Genomic DNA, 17032 nt, shown 5'->3' with positions numbered 1-17032 from the left:
ACGAATGCTCCCGGATCAGCGGGGCCTGGAATAATGCCGCGGTGACCTCCCCCATCGCCGGCCTGCTCGATCCGCTGCACCCGCTCGCCTCCGGGCGCACGGCCGACTCCTCTCTCCTGCGGGCCTACCGCTCCGATCGGCCGGAGTCGACGCCCGTCTGGTTCATGCGCCAGGCCGGCCGCAGCCTGCCCGAGTACCGGGCGCTGCGCACCGACACCCAGATGCTCGACGCCTGCCTCGACCCGGCGCTCGCGAGCGAGATCACCCTGCAGCCGATCCGCCGGCACGGGGTCGACGCGGCGATCTTCTTCAGCGACATCGTCATCCCGCTGCGCCTCGCGGGCGTCGCGGTCGACATCGTCCCCGGGCGCGGACCCGTTCTCGAGAAGGCGGTGCGCACCGCCGCGGACGTCGACGAGCTGGTCGCGCTCGATCCGGCCCTGCTCGACGAGACGCTCGAGCCGATCCGCGAGGGCGTCCGCCGCACGGTCGAGGGTCTGCGGGAGATCGGCGAGGGAGGGACCCCGCTGATCGGCTTCGCCGGCGCCCCCTTCACCCTCGCGGCCTACCTCGTGGAGGGCGGGCCGTCCAAGGACCACATCCGCGCCCGAACCCTGATGCACGCCGACCCCGAGGCCTGGGCCCGGCTGATGGAGTGGACCGCCGAGGTGACCGGCCGCTTCCTCCGCGCACAGGTGCTGGCCGGGGCGAGCGCCGCGCAGCTGTTCGACTCCTGGGCCGGCGCGCTGTCCCTCGCCGACTACACCGCGCACGTGGCTCCCGCCTCCTCGCGGGCGCTGACCCACGTGCGCGACCTGGCCTACGACCACGGCGAGACCCGCCGGAACGTGCCGATCGTGCACTTCGGCGTCGGCACCGGCGAGCTGCTCGGCGCGATGCACGGGATCGGCGCGGACGTCGTCGGCGTCGACTACCGCATCCCGCTCGACGAGGCGAACCACCGGCTCGGCGGCTTCGTCCCGGTGCAGGGCAATGTCGACCCGGCGCTGCTCTCCGCCCCGTGGGAGGTGCTGGCCGCGCACGTCGACGACGTCCTCCGCCGCGGCACCAGCGCCCCCGCCCACGTGCTCAACCTCGGCCACGGCGTGCCGCCCGAGACCGACCCCGACGTGCTGACGCGCCTGGTCGCGCACGTGCACGCCTGGCGGCCATGACCGAGGGGAACAGCACCCAGGGACACGGCAGCGAGGCCGGCGCCGACTACGACGTCGCGGTCGTCGGCGGGGGAGTGGCGGGACTCGCCGCCGCCGCCGAGTGCCTGCGGATCGGCCTGCGCGTGGTGGTGCTCGAGGCGGGCGACGCGGTCGGCGGCTCGGTCGCCCCGCTCGAGATCGCCGGAGCCGTCCTCGATGCCGGCGCCGAGAGCTTCGCCACCCGCGGCGGTCACGTCGAGAAGGCGCTCGCCGCGCTCACCCTCGACGGCCGGCCGCTCGCCGAATCGATCGTCGAGCCGCGGACCGGCGGCTCCTGGCTGCACCTCGCGGGCGGCCGCTCCGTCCCCTCACCGCGCGCCGGGATCCTCGGCATCCCCGGCACCCCGCTCGCCCCCGACGTCGTCCGTGCGATCGGCCGCCGCGGCGCCGCCCGCGCCTGGCTCGACGCCGTGATGCCGGTGCTGCGGATCGGCCGCGCCCACTCCCTCGCCGAGCTGGTGCGCACCCGGATGGGGCAGCGGGTCCTGGACGATCTCGTGGCGCCCGTCGTCTCCGGCGTCTACTCCAGCCGTCCCGAGGACATCGACGTGGACGCCGCGGCGCCCGGGCTGAACGGGGCGATCACCCGGGCGGGGTCGCTCGCCGGCGCGGTCGCCGCGCTGCGCGCGAACCTTCCGGCCGGCGTGGCCGTCCGCGGGATCGACGGCGGGATGCACCGCCTGGTCGCCGCGCTCGTCGAGCGGATCGACTACCTCTCGGGCGAGATCCGCACCGGCACCGCCGTGACCCGGCTCGAGGGCGACGGCGAGCCGTTCCTGCTCACCCTCGGCGACGGCGCCGTGCTCAGCGCGCGGTCGGTCATCGTCTCGACCCCGGAGCGCGACGCGCGCGAGCTGCTCGCCGGGATCGTCCCCGCCGTGCGCGACGAGGCGGCGGAGGTGCTGCACGACTCCGTCGAGCTGGTCACCCTCGTCGTCGACGACGCCCGCCTGGACGCCGCGCCGCGCGGCTCCGGCGTGCTCGTCGCGCCGACCGCCCGGGACGTCACGGCGAAGGCGATCACCCACGCCACCGCGAAGTGGGCCTGGCTGGCGGCCGGCCTGCCCGCGGGACGGCACGTCCTGCGCCTCTCCTACGGGCGCCCGGGCGAGCATCCGCCGCTCGAGGGCTCGAGCGACGCCGAGGCGGCCGCGACCGCCCTGCGCGACGCGTCGATCCTGCTGGGGATCGAGCTCGACCCGGCGACCCTCGTCGACTCGGCCCGGGTGCGCTGGGCGAACGTCCGCCCGGCCGCGGCGCTCGGCCGGCGCGCGCACCTGGAGGCCTTCCGCGCGGCGCTCGCCCCGGTCGCCGGGATCGCCGTCACCGGCACCTGGCTCGCGGGGACCGGGCTGGCCTCGGTGCTCCCGCACGCCGCCGAGACCGCCGCTCTTATCCGCCGCCGACTGGTGCGTCAAGGCGTCGGCATACCGCGCGAAGAATATGACGGCGACGGCTACTCTGGGTCGGAGGCTCCCGCATGACTGCGGCGTGCCCCGACACGAGTGGTCATCGACCGCGTGAACGAGCCGCGAGAGCGGCCCAGGACGAGGAGTAGGCGTGAAGGGCAAGATTCTTTTCGTGGCAGGAGCCGCAGCCGGCTACGTGCTGGGAGCGCGTGCCGGTCGCAAGCGGTACGAGCAGATCGCCTCGGCGGCGAACAGGTTCTGGCAGACGCAGCCCGTGCAGGACGTCGCGGGTGCGGTCGGCGGAGCGGCGAAGACGCAGCTCAGCACCGTCTCGGACAAGGCCTACGAGCTCGTCCGCACCGTCGTGGTGAAGGCGGTGTCCGGTGGCAAGAAGGCCCAGGGCGCCTCCTCGGCCGAGGCGACCGCCGCGGCCCGCTCGGCCGCGTCGAAGGTCGACGAGGCCGCCGCAGCGGCCGGCTCCGGAGGATCGACGTCGTCGTCCTCCACCAGCAAGGCGTAGTCCTCATCCCTCCGGGCCGTCCGTTCGGCCGAGGCCCGGCACGACCACCCTCCGAGGAGCCCCCGTGGTGAACGAACGCAATCCGAAGAACGCCCGATCGCTGGGCGAGCTGGTCAGCGACCTCCCCGGTCTCGTGATCGAGCTCGTCAAGGCCGAGATCGCGTCCCTCAAGAACGAGCTGTCCGGCAAGGCGAAGAGCGCCGGACTCGCGGTCGCGCTGTTCGCGGTCGCGGCCTTCTTCCTCCTCACCGCGTGGGCGACCCTCGTCACCTTCGCGATCATCGGCATCGCCTCCTGGCTCCCCGCCTGGCTGTCGGCGCTGATCGTGACCGTGTTCTTCCTGCTCGTGGCGGTCGTGCTGATCCTTGTCGGCGTCAAGTCGATCAAGAAGGCCGTCCCGCCCGTTCCGCAGGACTCGATCGAGAGCATCAAGAAGGACGTCCAGGCGTTCAAGGGAGTCGGCAGCTATGACCACTGATCGCGCTGTATCCAGCACCACGCCCCGCTTCGTCGACCCGGCGGAGCTCCAGCCGAGCCAGCTGAAGGCCGACATCGAGCGCGCGCGCACCGAGCTCGCCGCGACGCTCGACGCCATCGAGTACAAGGTGAACGTCCCGCGCAAGGTGCGGAACGTCCAGCGGACGCTCGAGCGCAAGGTCTCCGTCGTGCGCAAGCACCACCCCGAGGCGCTGATCGCCGGGGCCGCCGGTGCTGCCGCCGCGGTCGGCCTCGTCGTCTGGGGCATCGTCCGCGCCGTCGTCGAGGACTGACCCCACCCGCCTCACCTCCTGCGCCGAGGGGTCCGGATCGCTAGCGCTCCGGACCCCTCGGCGCCAGAGTCCCTCCCGCTTTTGTGCATCGGCACGAGCGGAGGGATGATGGATCAATGACCGATCAGACCGCCGACACGGCGGGTCCCGTTCAGTCCGCCCCCGACACGAGCGCCGCTCCGGCGCCACAGCCCCCCGCCGATCAGGATCACTCCGATCAGGCCCTGGGATACACGCTCTGGGCGGTTCTCCGCAGGGATCCCTCACGTCCGTTCACCCTCTCCGCCGACGAGGCCGCCCAGGCGGCCGCCGGCTACGAGGACACCGTCGCGCGGCTCGCGGGCGAGGGCGTCACGGTGCGCGGCACCTACGACGTCTCGGCCCTGCGCGCCGACGCCGACATCATGCTCTGGCTCACCGGAGCGGCTCCGGAGGAGCTGCAGCGCGCGTACCGGGAGCTCCGCCGCACCGACCTGCTCTGCGCGCTCCTGCCCACCTGGAACGCGATGGGCGTGCACCGCGACGCGGAGTTCAGCGCGAACCACCTCCCCGCCTACATGCGGGGCAAGGCGCCCGCGCGCTGGCTGACGGTCTACCCGTTCGTCCGCTCCTACGAGTGGTACATCCTCCCCGAGGAGGAGCGCCGCACGATGCTCGCCCAGCACGGCCGTCAGGGCTCGCGCTTCCGCTCCGTGCTGACCAACACGGTGGCCTCGTTCTCGCTCGGCGACTACGAGTGGATCCTCGCGCTCGAGGACGAGGAGCTGGTCAACCTGGTCGACCTCATGCGCGATCTGCGAGCCACCGAGGCCCGCCGTCACGTGCGCGAGGAAGTCCCCTTCTACACCGGTCGGCGCATCGAGGCCGACCAGATCGCCGAGGTCCTCCGATGAGCTCCACCGTCCCCGCCCCCGAGGCGCGCGACTTCGCCGAACCCGTCCCCGAGGTCGCCGAGGGCGTCCTCGTCCGCGGTGCCACGCCGGCCGCGGCGTCGGGCCCCGAGCACGTCACCGAGCCGGTCGCCTACGACGCGATCCTGCTCGCCGGCTTCGGCGGCCCCGAGGGGCAGGACGACGTCATCCCGTTCCTGCGCAACGTCACCCGCGGCCGCGGCATTCCGGAGGAGCGCCTCGAGGAGGTCGCCCACCACTACCGCCACTTCGGCGGCGTCAGCCCGATCAACGCGCAGAACCGCGCGCTCAAGGCCGCCCTCGAGGCCGAGCTCGCGAACCGCGGCATCGACCTCCCGGTGCTCTGGGGCAACCGCAACTGGGCGCCGTACATGAGCGAGGCGGTGACGGAGGCGAAGGAGCGCGGCTTCTCGAACCTGATCGCCATCGCCACCAGCGCCTACTCCTCCTTCTCGTCCTGCCGGCAGTACCGCGAGGACTTCGCGGCCGCGCTCGACGCGACCGGCCTCGAGGGCGAGCTGCGGATCGACAAGGTCCGCCAGTTCTTCGACCACCCCGGCTTCGTCATGCCGTTCGTGAAGGCCGTCCACGACGGGCTCGACGAGCTGCGCTCGCGCCTGCCCGGGCTGGAAGCCACCACCGAGGTCGAGGTGCTCTTCGCGACGCACTCGATCCCCTCCACCGACGCCGCGCGCAGCGGCCCGCACGAGCGGCACGAGGACGGCACGGTCGTCGACGTCCACCACTTCGGCGACGGCGGCGCCTACGAGGCGCAGCACCTCGCGGTCGCGGAGGTCGTGATGGCGGCCGCCGGCGCGGAGGACGTGCCGTGGCAGCTCGTCTACCAGTCGCGCTCCGGGCCGCCCACGCAGCCCTGGCTCGGGCCCGACATCAACGACGCGATCGCCGAGCTGCCCGCCAAGGGCCGCAAGGCGCTCGTGATCGTGCCGCTCGGCTTCGTCTCGGACCACATGGAGGTCATGTGGGACCTCGACAACGAGGCCCTCGAGACCTCGGAGGAGCACGGCCTCGTCGCCGTCCGCGTCGCGACGCCGGGCACCGACCCGGTCTACGTCTCCGGTCTCGTCGACCTCGTGATGGAGCGGGTCGACGGCACGCCCGTGGAGGACCGCCCGTCGATGACGGCGCTCGGCCCCTGGTACGACGTCTGCCGTCCCGGCTGCTGCGAGAACGTGCGCGCGGGCTTCAAGCCGGCGCTGGCGGGGATCGCGCCGTGACGGGCGGGGTCGCCCTGTGACAGGGAGCACCGCCCCGTGAGCATCCGAGTCGGCACCCGCGCGAGCGCTCTCGCGGTGGCGCAGACCCGGATGACCGCCGATCTGATGGCGCAGGCCGCCGGCGTGCCGGTCGAGCTGGTGCGCATCGAGTCCGACGGCGACCGGATGCGCGGCTCGCTCGCCTCGCTCGGCGGCACCGGGGTCTTCGTGAGCGCGCTGCGCGACGCGCTGCTGGCCGGGCGCTGCGACGCGATCGTGCACTCGCTCAAGGATCTGCCGACGGCACCGGTCGAGGGCCTCGTCCTCGGCGCGGTGCCCGAGCGAGAGGATCCGCGCGACGCGCTCTGCGCCCGCGACGGGGCGACCCTCGCGACGCTGCCCCGCGGTGCGCGGGTCGGCACCGGGTCTCCGCGGCGTCGCGCGGCACTGCTCGCGGCGCGCCCCGACCTCGAGATCGTCGACATCCGCGGCAACATCGACACCCGGCTCGGCCGCGTGGCCGCCGGGAGCTCGTCACCGCTGGACGCGATCGTGCTCGCCCTGTCGGGGCTGCGGCGCCTCGGGCGGACTGACGCGGTCACCGAGGTCCTCGACTTCGGTGTCTCGCCGCACGCACCCGGTCAGGGTGCGCTGGCGATCGAGGTCCGCGACGAGGAGCCGTCCGACGAGCTGCGCGCGGCCCTCGCGGCGGTCGAGCACACTCCCACCCGGGCGGCGATCACCGCCGAGCGGGCGCTGCTCGCCGTGCTCGAGGCGGGCTGCGCGGCGCCGATCGGCGCGAGCGCGACGGTCGAGGGCGGCCGTGTGGTGACCCGCGGCGTGGTCTTCGCGGTCGACGGCTCGGCGTCCCTCTCTCGGGAGGTGGCGGAGCCGATCGATAACGGTTCGGTCGACGGACCTCGACACCTGGCGGTTTCGCAGTATGGTGGTCGCGAACTGCCCGTCGTCGAAGCCGCGTTCCGTTGCGGCTCTCTGCTCGCTGACGCGCTTCTCGGTGCGGGTGCCGCCCAACTCGCACCTCTGGGAGCCTCTTCGTGATCGTGCCCGCCGCCTACTCCCAGTGGGAGAAGCCGTTGCAGGGCTGGCGTGTCCTCGTCCCCCGCGGAGGTCCGTGGGGCGACGGCGTCGCCGGTGCCCTCCGTGCGAAGGGAGCGTCGCCCGTCGTCGCTCCGATGATCAACTTCGCGCCCACCGACGACTTCCCGGCGCTCGAGCAGGCCCTGGCCGACCTCGAGTCCGGCGCCTTCGACTGGATGACGGTGACGAGCGCGACCACGGTCGACGTGCTGTCGCTCCTGCGCACGACCGTGCCCGCGAGCACGAAGGTCGCCGCCGTCGGCGAGACCACGGCCGCGGCGCTCGTGGCGGCCGGCTACTCCGTCGATCTCGTGCCGTCCGAGGACAACTCCGCGAAGGGCCTGCTCGCCGAGTGGGAGCAGGCGACCGGCGGGCAGCACCCGCTCCGCGTGCTCACGCTGCGCTCCGAGATCGCGAAGCCGCTGCTGACCGAGGGTCTGAAGCGCATCGGCCACGACGTCCGCTCGGTGGTCGCCTACCGCACCGTCGGCGTGCAGGTCGAGGACCGCGTCGTCGCGGACGTCGCGAGCGGTGCCGTGCACGCGATCCTGGTCACCTCGGGGAGCGTGGCCGAGCAGGTGCAGAAGCAGCTCGGCCCCGTGCCCGAGTCGACGCTCGTCGCCGCGATCGGCCCGCAGACCGCCAAGGACGCGCGCGCCTTCGGCCTGCGCGTCGACGTCGTCGCCGACGAGCGCTCCGCTTCCTCCCTGATCGAGGCCGTCGCCGGCGTCGCCGCGGAGCGCGCGACCCGCTGACCTCCGCTCTTCGCGCACAACATCAGCTGAGACGGGTGGGCCTCCGCTGACAGAGGAGGGACCCCCTTCTCAGCTGATGTTGTGCGGCCGTCCCTCGTCGAGGTGGACGCTCACAGGATTTCGAGTGCCCGGCGCCTGCGCTGCGCTGCAGTCCACCTGTGCTCGTTCCGGCGGATCATCTCGAGGAGGGCCGCTTCGGTGCGGGGCCAGTCGTCCATGATCTGGTGGTTGTCGAGCCGGATGCAGAGGTACTCCTGGCGTGCGAGCTCGAGATCGCGCCGCCGGTCCTCGTGGAACTGCTCGATGCTGGAGTGGTAGCGGTAGCCGTCGGTCTCGAGGACCATCCGCTCGCCGATCACCTCGTCCACACGTCCGACACGCGGAACGAGGACCTGCGTGCGGACCGGCACGTTGCGGCGGCGCATGCTCAAGCGGGTCTTCGTCTCGAGTCCGGACTGACTGCGGCCGTCGACACGGGCGAAGACCGCCCGCTTCCCCGCCGGAGCGAGCGCGCGGAGCGTCGGAAGGTCGTCCTCGGCGAGCAGGCCCAGGTTGAGAGCCGAGTCGATCGTCACGACGGCGTCGTCCTCACCGATGCAGGTGATGAGATTCAGGATCGCCGCACCGATCCCGTCCTGCGAGAACGAGCGCCGACCCTGACCCGGCCATCGCCGCCAGTGGCCGACCGCCCCCGGACGCAGGGCATGGACGAAGGAGTCGCCGAGCGCGATGTGCAGGCCTGGCCGCTCGGTGGTCCAGAGCCCGAGAGCGTGCAGCAGAGAGACGCACGTGAGGACTCCCCCGGCGCGCACGGCGGCCAGTTCGGCCTCGGGCGCTCCTGCCATCGCGTACCAGCCGCGACGCACCCGGACGATCTCGCCCGTCGACAGGGCGCGCTCGACCGCGGACCGGTCCACGCCGGCGGCGCGAAAGGCGCTCGCGGGAGCGAACCCGCCGCCCGAAACGAGGAGAGAGCCGACTCCGTCCATGGTGTCGACGGTGGCGGAACACCGCCTCGGGTGCGGGCGCTCGTCCGTGATCTGTGCAGGAAGGACGACGAGACGACCCTGGGGAGGAGTGGATGTCGACGGTCAGGGGACGCGACGCGAGCCCGGCTTAGGCTGGAGGCATGACCGCGATCCGCCCGCGGCGCCTCCGCACGACCCCGGCCCTGCGCCGGCTCGTGCGGGAGACGCGCGTCCACCCCGCCCAGCTCGTCCTCCCCCTCTTCGTCGCCGAGGGGATCACGGAACCTCAGCCGATCGGCTCGATGCCGGGGGTGTCGCACCAGTCGCTGGACAGCGTCCGCCGCGCGGTGACCGAGGCGGCCGAGGCGGGGATCGGCGGCGTCATGCTGTTCGGCGTGCCGAGTACCCGCGACGCGGTGGGCTCCGGAGCGACCGACCCCGACGGCGTGCTCAACGCCGCCGCGCGGGTCGTCGTCGAGGAGGTCGGCGACGCGCTCGTCGTGCAGACCGACCTCTGCCTCGACGAGTTCACCGACCACGGGCACTGCGGCGTGCTCGACGCGCACGGCCGGGTCGACAACGACGCGACGCTGCTCCGCTACGAGCAGATGGCGCTCGCGCAGGCCGAGGCCGGCTCGCACCTGCTCGGGCTGTCCGGGATGATGGACGGCCAGGTCGGCGCGATCCGCGCGGCCCTCGACGGCGCCGGCCACCTCGACACCGCGATCCTCGCCTACTCCGCGAAGTACGCCTCCAGCTTCTACGGCCCCTTCCGCGAGGCCGTCCAGTCGACGCTCGAGGGCGACCGCCGCACCTACCAGCAGGACCCGGCGAACCGCCGCGAAGGGCTGCGCGAGGCGACGCTCGACCTCGCCGAGGGCGCGGACGTCGTGATGGTGAAGCCGGCGATGTCCTACCTCGATGTGCTCTCCGACGTCGCGGCGATCTCGGACGTGCCGGTCTGGGCGTACCAGGTGTCCGGCGAGTACGCGATGATCGAGGCCGCCGCCGCGAACGGCTGGATCGACCGCGACGCTGCGATCGTGGAGTCGGTCACCGGAATCGTCCGCGCCGGCGCCGACGCCGTGCTCACCTACTGGGCCGTCGAGCTCGCGAACGATCTGCTGAAGTAGGCCGGGCGGTCCCGCGTCCGGCGTCCGCTGAGGCGCGCGCCGTATCGTGGTCGGGTGACTCCCACCGCGAACGACACCCTGTACGAGCGTGCCCGGCACGCGATCCCCGGCGGCGTGAACTCGCCGGTCCGCGCCTTCCGCTCGGTCGGCGGGACCCCGAGGTTCATGGTGTCGGCGACCGGCCCGTACATCACCGACGCCGACGGCCGCGAGTACGTCGACCTGGTCTGCTCCTGGGGTCCGGCCGTGCTCGGCCACGCGCACCCCGAGGTCGTCGCCGCCGTGCAGGAGGCGGCGGCCCGCGGGCTCTCCTTCGGCGCGTCGACCCCGGCCGAGACCGAGCTGGCCGAGCTGGTCGAGGCGCGGATCACGGCCGGCGGAGTGTCGCCGATCGAGAAGCTGCGGCTCGTCTCGACGGGCACCGAGGCGACGATGACCGCGATCCGCCTGGCCCGCGGGGTCACCGGCCGCGATCTGCTGATCAAGTTCTCCGGCCACTACCACGGCCACTCCGACGGACTGCTGGCCGACGCCGGCTCCGGCCTCGCGACGCTCGCCCTGCCCGCCTCGGCCGGCGTCACCGCGGCCACCGCCGCGCAGACGATCGTGCTGCCCTACAACGACCTCGACGCGGTGCGCGCGGTCCTCGCCGAGCGCGGCTCCGAGATCGCCGCGGTGATCACCGAGGCGGCCGCCGCGAACATGGGCGTCGTCCCGCCCGCGCCGGGCTTCAACGCGGCACTCGCCGAGCTCGTGCACGCCAACGGCTCGCTGCTGATCATGGACGAGGTGCTGACCGGCTTCCGCGTCAGCGCCGGCGGCTGGTGGGGTCTGGAGAACGCGGGCGCCGGTGCCGATGGCGCCGAGGCGCCCTACGTCGCCGACCTCTACACCTTCGGCAAGGTCATCGGCGGCGGGATGCCGGTCGCCGCGCTCGGCGGCCGCGCGGACGTGATGGACCACCTGGCCCCGCTCGGGCCGGTGTACCAGGCGGGCACCCTCTCCGGGAACCCGGTCGCCGTGGCCGCGGGCATCCGCACCCTGCAGCTCGCCGACGACGCCGTCTACGCCGCGCTCGACCGCGCGTCCCTGACGCTGCAGCGCGAGGTCTCGGCCGCGCTCTCGGCCGAGGGCGTCGTGCACACGGTGCAGAGCGCGGGCAGCCTCTTCAGCTTCATGTTCACCGACATCGGCGGACCGGTGCGCGACTACGCGCAGGTCCAGGCGCAGGAGTCGTTCCGCTACCCGGCCTTCTTCCACGCGATGCTCGACGCGGGCGTCTCGCTGCCGCCGTCGGTGTTCGAGGCGTGGTTCGTCTCGGCCGCGCACGACGACGCGGCGATCGGCCGGATCGTCGACGCGCTGCCGGCCGCCGCGAAGGCCGCGGCGGCAGCGCGCCCTCAGGAGTAGGCGGTCGCGCCGGGGTCAGCCTCGGCGCGACACCGACTTCGGCAGCACGAAGACGAGCGCGAAGGCGGCGATCGCCATCAGCGCGCTGACCAGCATCGCCGGGGCCGCGGCGTCGAGGAAGCCCGAGGCGACGGTGTCCGGGCCGGTGATGACCAGGCCGCCGAAGAGGATGCTGCCGATCGCGGCGATGCCGACCGCCGAGCCGATCCGCTGGATCGCGGAGATGACGCCACTGGCCGCGCCCGCGTCCTGCGGGTCGACCGTCGAGACGATGAACTGCACGTTCGGCGCGATGAAGAAGCCGTTGCCGACACCCGCGATGAACAGCGGCGCGAGCAGCTGCCAGTTGGTGATCGAGTCCGGCGTCGCGGTCAGCAGCACCAGCCACACCCAGATCAGGCCGACGGCGAGCAGTCCGCTGCCGAGCACCAGGACGTTGCGGCCGAGCTTCGCGGTGAGGCGGTTGCTCTGCGAGGAGCTGACGATGCTGCCGATCGCGAAGGGGATCGAGACGAGGCCCGACTCCAGCGCCGTGTGGCCGAGGCCGGACTGCCAGAGCAGCGAGATGGTGAAGAAGATGCTCGTGAAGGCCGCGAAGTAGACCAGCGCCAGGATCACGCCGCCGGTGAAGGCGGGGTGGCGGAACAGGGTCGGCGGCACCAGCGGCGCGCGGCCGCGGCGGGTGTACGCGACCTCCCAGGCGCCGAACGCGGCGAGGAGGATCACGCCGCCGGCGATCGAGAGGAAGGTCCAGAGCGGCCAGCCCTCGTCCTCGCCCTGGATCAGCGGCACGAGCAGGGCGACGAGTCCCCCCGAGACGAGGATCAGGCCGAGCCAGTCGACGCCGCCGCTCGGGGCGCGGTCGCCGTCCTGGAGCTCGCGGCGGGTCGGCAGCAGCATCGCCGCGGCGATGAGCGTCGCGACGCCGATCGGCAGGTTGACCCAGAAGACCAGGCGCCAGCCGTTCTCGTCGCCGAAGGCCTGGATGATCAGTCCGCCGATGATCGGACCGAGCGCCGACGAGACGCCGAGGACGGCTCCCATCACCGCGAACGCCTTGCCGCGGGCGGGGCCGCGGAACAGGATCTGGATGTAGGCGTTGACCGCCGGGACGAAGATGCCGCCCGCGAGGCCCTGCACGACGCGCGCGACGACGAGCTGGACGTCGTCGGCGGCCAGGCCGCAGGCGAAGCTCGCGACGGTGAACAGCGCCACGCCGCTGACGAAGACCCACTTGTGCCCGAAGCGGTCGCCGAGGCGGCCGGCCGGGATCAGCGCGAGGCCGAAAGCGAGCGCGTAGCCCGAGATGATCCAGGAGAGCGTCGACTCGGAGGCGTCGAGGGTGGTGCGGATCGTCGGCAGGGCGACGTTCACGATGGTGGTGTCGAGCAGGGCGATGAACATGCCCGCCAGGAGGACCACGAGGGAGCGCCAGGCGCGGCGGTCGGGGGCCGGCGGGGCGCCGGTCGCGCGGTCGGACGACGTCTCGGTCATGCGGAGGGAGGCCTTTCGAGAGGCGGCAGAAAGCGGGGAGGGGGAGCGGGACCACCCATCGGGGGTACGACCGCATGTGAACTCTCGCAGGAGCACCCGGGTTTCTGCACGCCTTGGCCTGTGGGGGCCTTCAGGTGCGGGGCGCGGACAGCGCCGTCAGCGGTGGCGCGACTCGGCCTCGCGGGCGCAGGCGATGCAGAGGTCGGCGGTGGGGCGGGCCTCGAGGCGGGCGGCGCCGATGGGGAGGCCGCAGCGGGCGCAGTCGCCGTAGTCGCCGGCGGCGAGGCGCGCGCGGGCGGCGGCGAGATCGCGCTCGGTGCGGGCGAGGGCGTCGCGCACCCCGGCCATCCGCGACCACTCCGCGGAGAGCGGGGTGCCCTCCGGATCGTGCTCGTCGTCGGCGGTGCCGTCGGCGCGGTCGAGGAGGAGCTCGCGGAGGGACTCGTCGAGTGCCGCCGCCTCGCGCCGAGCCTCGGCCTGCCGCTCGGCGAGGCGTGCGTCGAGGAGGCGCCGCTCGTCCGGATCCGTGGCCATCCCTCCATGCTGCCACCGCGACCCCCGGGCGCCGAGTGCGATGGGCGGGGCAGACTAGGGGCATGCCCGTCGTGACCGTGCTCCCCGACCGCCTCGAACTCCGCCTGACCCGCGCCGAACGGCTGCTCGCCCTGCATCGCGGCGACGTCGTCGTCGAGCGCTCGAGCATCCGCTCGGCGACCGTCACCGAGGATCCCTGGATCTGGGTGCGCGGCATCCGGGCGCCGGGGACCGCGGTGCCGCTGACCCTCGCGGCCGGCACCTGGAAGTTCCACGGCGGCAAGGACTTCCTGTTGATCAAGCGCACGGCCGCGGCGGTGGTGATCGACCTGGTCGGCGAGGAGTACTCGCGCCTGATCGTCAGCACGAAGCACGCTCCCGAGCTGATCGCGGCGCTGCAGCTGGGCACCACGACCTCCGCGATCCCGGTGATCGAGACGGACGACCTGGTCGTCGTCCCGGCCGTCGCCGAGCAGGCCGCCGAGCGCCTGGCCGCGGCGCAGGCGGAGGCGGAGGCGCAGGCAGAGGCGGAGCGCAGGGACGAGGAGAAGCCGGCGGAGGAGAAGCCGGCCGAGAAGGAGACCGTCGCCACGAAGCCCGCGGCGAAGAAGGCGCCCGCGAAGAAGCCGGCGCCCGAGAAGCCGGTCGCCGAGAAGCCCGCCGCTGAGGCGCCTGCGCCCGAGAAGCCCGCCGCGAAGAAGTCGGCCTCGAAGAAGCCCACCGCGAAGCCGCGCCCCGACTCGTCCGTCGGTCACGCTTCCGCCGAGCCCAGCGGCGCCACCGAGGCCGCCGAGTAGCTCGGACCGCCGCGCGACCCGAGCTGCGGAGCGTCAGCCCCGGACGTCGACCAGCGTGCGCCCGTGCGCGCGCCCTTCCAGCAGGTCGGCCGCGGCGTCGATCGCGCCCGCGAGCGGCACCGCCGTGGTCAGGCCGTCGAGCAGCTCCAGGTCGAGGTCGTGGGCCAGCCGGCGCCAGGCCTCCTCGCGCAGCTTCCGCGGCGCCTCCACCGAGTTGATGCCCGCCAGCGTCACTCCGCGCAGGATGAACGGCATCACCGTCGCGGGCAGGTCGCCGCCCTGCGCGAGACCGCAGGCGGCGACGGTGCCGCCCCAGCGGGTCTGCGCGAGCGCGTTGGCGAGGGTGTGCGAGCCGGCGGAGTCGATCGCGCCGGCCCAGCGCTCCGACTGCAGCGGCTTCCCCTTCTCGGACAGCTCGGCCCGATCGAGGACCTCCGTCGCGCCCAGGCGTTGGAGCAGCTCGCCGTGCTCGTCCGCGCGCCCGGTCGAGGCGACCACCTCGTGGCCGAGCTTCGCGAGCAGCGCGACGGCGAGGGAGCCCACGCCGCCCGAGGCGCCGGTGACCAGCACCGGTCCGTCGCCGGGGCGGACGCCGTGCCGCTCGAGGGCGAGGACGGCGAGCATCGCGGTGAAGCCGGCGGTGCCGATCGCGCCGGCGCGGGCGGAGGAGATCGCGCCGGGGATGCGCAGCAGCGACGCGGAGTCGACGCGGGCCCGCTCGGTGAATCCGCCGTCGAAGCGCTCGCCGAGGCCGGCGCCGTTGAGCACCACGCGGTCGCCGGAGTCGAAGCGCTCGGCCGCGACGCCGTCCGCGTACTCGACCGTGCCGACGACGTCGATGCCCGCGATCAGCGGGGTGCGGCGCACGACACCCGGCCGGCCGGCGAGCGCGAGGGCGTCCTTGTAGTTCACGCTCGAGTACTCGACGGCGAGGGTCACGTCCCCGTGCGAGCGATCGGGATCGTCCCGCTCGGTCAGTCGTGCGCGATTCGGGGTCTCGGTGTCGGAGGAGGAGTGCTGCTCGACGACGACGGCTCGGAACATGAGCCCACGCTACGCCCGAGCGCGCGGAACGCGCCCGGGCGGCGGGGTCAGTTCAGCGGACGGGTGCCCTCGGGCAGCGCGCCGCCGGCGTAGAGGGCGGTCGCCGCGTCCTGCAGGGCGGTCAGCGCGACGCGCTGCGTCCAGGGTCCGTAGGAGACGCGGGCCAGGCCGAGCTCCTCGAGGCGCGCGGGCGACTGCGAGCCGGGGACGCCGATCACGCTGACCCGCTGGCGGCCGAGCGCGGCCACGAGCGCCTCGAGCTCCGCGTCCCGGAGCAGGCCGGGGACGAAGAAGCAGGTCGCCCCCGCGTCGAGGTAGGCGCGTCCGCGCTCGATCGCGTCGGCGAGCACCTCGCCGCGGTCGCGGTCGCCGGCGCGGAGGAAGACGTCGGTGCGGGCGTTGAGGGCGAAGGGCACGGCCTCCTCCTCGGCGGCGGCGACCGCCTTCTCGACGGAGCGCAGCGCCTCGGCGAGCGGCTTCGCCTGGTCCTCGAGGTTCGCGCCGACGACGCCGACCTCGATGGCGCGGCGGACGGTTTCGCCGGCGTCGCCGTAGCCGGCCTCGAGGTCCGCCGAGACGGGGACGTCGACCGCGGCGACGATCCGCTCGATCATGCTCAGGTGCAGGTCGAGCGGGATCCGCTCGCCGTCCGGGTAGCCGAAGGTCGCGGCGATCGAGTGGCTCGCCGTCGCGAGCGCCCGGGTCTCGGGGAGGGCGGCGATCGTGGTCGCCGAGACCACGTCCCAGACGTTCACCACGCTCAGCAGCTCGGGGGCGGTGTGGAGGTCGACGAGGGTGCGGCCGCGCGCTTCGATGCTCATCCGAGCACCGTAGCCCGCTCCACGACGTCCCCACCGTGCGCCGCGCAGGCCGCGCCGCCGCAGCCCTCGCAGACGACGAGCTGGGCGCGGCAGGCGGGATCGGTGCAGTTGCGCATCCGGCTGGTCGGCTCGGCGCAGACGGCGCAGCGGCCGAGCACCTCGGCGTCGGGGGAGAAGGTCAGCGAGCCGCGCCCGTCGAAGACGTAGAGCGCACCGCGCCAGAGGCCGGTGTCGCGGCGGGCCTCCTGGTAGCGGACGACGCCGCCGTCGAGCTGGTACACCTCGCCGAAGCCGCGGGCGAGCATCAGGCTCGAGAGCACCTCGCAGCGGATGCCGCCGGTGCAGTAGGTGACGACCGGCCGGCCCTTGAGGTGGTCGTAGGCGCCCGAGTCGAGCTGCTCGACGAACTCGCGTGTGCTCGCGACCCCCGGCACGACCGCGCCGTCGAAGCGACCGATCTCGGCCTCGAAGGCGTTGCGGCCGTCGAAGAAGACCACGTCCTCCCGCTCGGCCACCAGGGCGTCGAGCTCGTCGGGCGCGAGCCGGACGCCGGTGCCGACGACGCCGGACTCGTCCACCCGCAGCTCCTCGGGCGCTCCGAACGACACGATCTCCTCGCGCACCTTCACCGAGAGCCCGGGGAAGTCGACGCTGCGGCCCTCGTCGTCCAGGCCCGTGCCGTCGCTCCACTTCACCTCGAGACCGCGGAAGGCGGAGTGCTCGCGGGTGCGGCGGACCCAGCGCTTGAGCGCGCCCATCTCCCCGCCGAGGGTGCCGTTGACGCCGTCCTTCGAGAGCAGGACGCGGCCGCGCAGGCCGAGGTGCTCGGCGAGCTCGCGCTGCCACAGCCGGACGGATTCGGGGTCGGCGAGCGGCACGAAGCGGTAGAACAGCAGGATCTTCGGCAGCACCGGGTCATCCTACGAGGGCCGGGCCG

At 73.7% G+C, this 17032-nt stretch carries 18 protein-coding genes; 12 read left to right on the top strand and 6 right to left on the bottom strand.

The window, feature by feature from the left end:
- Positions 1–41: 41 nt before the first annotated feature.
- From hemE to EDF35_RS03190, 9 genes are all read left to right on the top strand, one after another.
- On the top strand, positions 42–1175 hold the full coding sequence (hemE, locus tag EDF35_RS03230) for a uroporphyrinogen decarboxylase (RefSeq protein ID WP_243581005.1): 1134 nt from the start codon (positions 42–44) through the stop codon (positions 1173–1175).
- On the top strand, positions 1172–2698 hold the full coding sequence (hemG, locus tag EDF35_RS03225; protein ID WP_133960709.1) for a protoporphyrinogen oxidase: 1527 nt from the start codon (positions 1172–1174) through the stop codon (positions 2696–2698). Before hemE ends, hemG begins: the two co-directional genes overlap by 4 nt.
- A 97-nt stretch (positions 2699–2795) precedes the next feature.
- A complete protein-coding gene (locus EDF35_RS03220; protein WP_185038648.1) occupies positions 2796–3143 on the top strand; it encodes a YtxH domain-containing protein in 348 nt (115 codons plus the stop codon).
- Positions 3144–3207: 64 nt separating this feature from the next.
- Entirely contained in the window at positions 3208–3621 is a 414-nt protein-coding gene (locus EDF35_RS03215) for a phage holin family protein (protein ID WP_123444871.1), read from the top strand.
- Positions 3611–3913 carry a DUF3618 domain-containing protein gene (locus EDF35_RS03210; protein ID WP_123444872.1) on the top strand — a complete coding sequence of 101 codons (303 nt, stop codon included), beginning with the start codon at positions 3611–3613 and terminating at the stop codon, positions 3911–3913. Before EDF35_RS03215 ends, EDF35_RS03210 begins: the two co-directional genes overlap by 11 nt.
- Positions 3914–4029: 116 nt before the next feature.
- The gene (hemQ, locus tag EDF35_RS03205) at positions 4030–4806 is read left to right on the top strand and encodes a hydrogen peroxide-dependent heme synthase (protein WP_133960708.1); all 777 of its coding nucleotides are present in this window, start codon (positions 4030–4032) and stop codon (positions 4804–4806) included.
- A complete protein-coding gene (locus tag EDF35_RS03200; RefSeq protein WP_133960707.1) occupies positions 4803–6062 on the top strand; it encodes a ferrochelatase in 1260 nt (419 codons plus the stop codon). Before hemQ ends, EDF35_RS03200 begins: the two co-directional genes overlap by 4 nt.
- A 36-nt stretch (positions 6063–6098) precedes the next feature.
- Positions 6099–7100, top strand: coding sequence for a hydroxymethylbilane synthase (gene hemC / locus EDF35_RS03195; RefSeq protein ID WP_123701794.1), 1002 nt, complete (start codon positions 6099–6101; stop codon positions 7098–7100).
- A complete protein-coding gene (locus tag EDF35_RS03190) occupies positions 7100–7894 on the top strand; it encodes a uroporphyrinogen-III synthase (RefSeq protein WP_123733538.1) in 795 nt (264 codons plus the stop codon). The genes hemC and EDF35_RS03190 overlap by 1 nt, the downstream gene beginning before the upstream one ends.
- A 110-nt stretch (positions 7895–8004) precedes the next feature.
- On the opposite strand, the gene EDF35_RS03185 is transcribed toward EDF35_RS03190, so the two are convergent.
- On the bottom strand, positions 8005–8811 hold the full coding sequence (locus EDF35_RS03185; protein ID WP_133960706.1) for a hypothetical protein: 807 nt from the start codon (positions 8809–8811) through the stop codon (positions 8005–8007).
- 212 nt (positions 8812–9023) lie between these two features.
- Here EDF35_RS03185 and hemB point away from each other — a divergent pair, with 212 nt between their 5' ends.
- On the top strand, positions 9024–9995 hold the full coding sequence (gene hemB, locus EDF35_RS03180; RefSeq protein ID WP_133960705.1) for a porphobilinogen synthase: 972 nt from the start codon (positions 9024–9026) through the stop codon (positions 9993–9995).
- A 54-nt stretch (positions 9996–10049) separates the two neighbouring features.
- Entirely contained in the window at positions 10050–11405 is a 1356-nt protein-coding gene (gene hemL, locus EDF35_RS03175; RefSeq protein WP_208323002.1) for a glutamate-1-semialdehyde 2,1-aminomutase, read from the top strand.
- Between the two features lie 15 nt (positions 11406–11420).
- Here the strand turns inward: hemL and EDF35_RS03170 are convergent, their stop codons facing one another.
- Together EDF35_RS03170 and EDF35_RS03165 are read right to left on the bottom strand one after the other, a co-directional pair.
- Positions 11421–12899, bottom strand: coding sequence for an MFS transporter (locus EDF35_RS03170; RefSeq protein ID WP_123733385.1), 1479 nt, complete (start codon positions 12897–12899; stop codon positions 11421–11423).
- A 156-nt stretch (positions 12900–13055) separates the two neighbouring features.
- The gene (locus EDF35_RS03165) at positions 13056–13433 is read right to left on the bottom strand and encodes a TraR/DksA C4-type zinc finger protein (protein ID WP_133960704.1); all 378 of its coding nucleotides are present in this window, start codon (positions 13431–13433) and stop codon (positions 13056–13058) included.
- Positions 13434–13495: 62 nt separating this feature from the next.
- Here EDF35_RS03165 and EDF35_RS21120 point away from each other — a divergent pair, with 62 nt between their 5' ends.
- Positions 13496–14230 carry a hypothetical protein gene (locus tag EDF35_RS21120; RefSeq protein WP_243839826.1) on the top strand — a complete coding sequence of 245 codons (735 nt, stop codon included), beginning with the start codon at positions 13496–13498 and terminating at the stop codon, positions 14228–14230.
- Between the two features lie 33 nt (positions 14231–14263).
- On the opposite strand, the gene EDF35_RS03155 is transcribed toward EDF35_RS21120, so the two are convergent.
- From EDF35_RS03155 to EDF35_RS03145, 3 genes are read right to left on the bottom strand one after another with little or no spacing between them, the layout of a single operon-like run.
- The gene (locus tag EDF35_RS03155; RefSeq protein ID WP_123701804.1) at positions 14264–15274 is read right to left on the bottom strand and encodes an MDR family oxidoreductase; all 1011 of its coding nucleotides are present in this window, start codon (positions 15272–15274) and stop codon (positions 14264–14266) included.
- 47 nt (positions 15275–15321) lie between these two features.
- Complete coding sequence (locus EDF35_RS03150; protein ID WP_133960703.1) at positions 15322–16095, bottom strand: isocitrate lyase/phosphoenolpyruvate mutase family protein; 774 nt, start codon at positions 16093–16095, stop codon at positions 15322–15324.
- Positions 16092–17006 (bottom strand): rhodanese-related sulfurtransferase, encoded by a 915-nt coding sequence (locus EDF35_RS03145; protein ID WP_243839825.1) that lies wholly within the window; start codon positions 17004–17006, stop codon positions 16092–16094. Before EDF35_RS03145 ends, EDF35_RS03150 begins: the two co-directional genes overlap by 4 nt.
- Between the last annotated feature and the right edge of the window lie 26 nt (positions 17007–17032).

This window comes from Rathayibacter sp. PhB151 (genome assembly GCF_004366415.1).
Lineage (GTDB): Bacteria > Actinomycetota > Actinomycetes > Actinomycetales > Microbacteriaceae > Rathayibacter > Rathayibacter festucae.
This window is presented reverse-complemented; position numbering and strand designations above follow the sequence as displayed.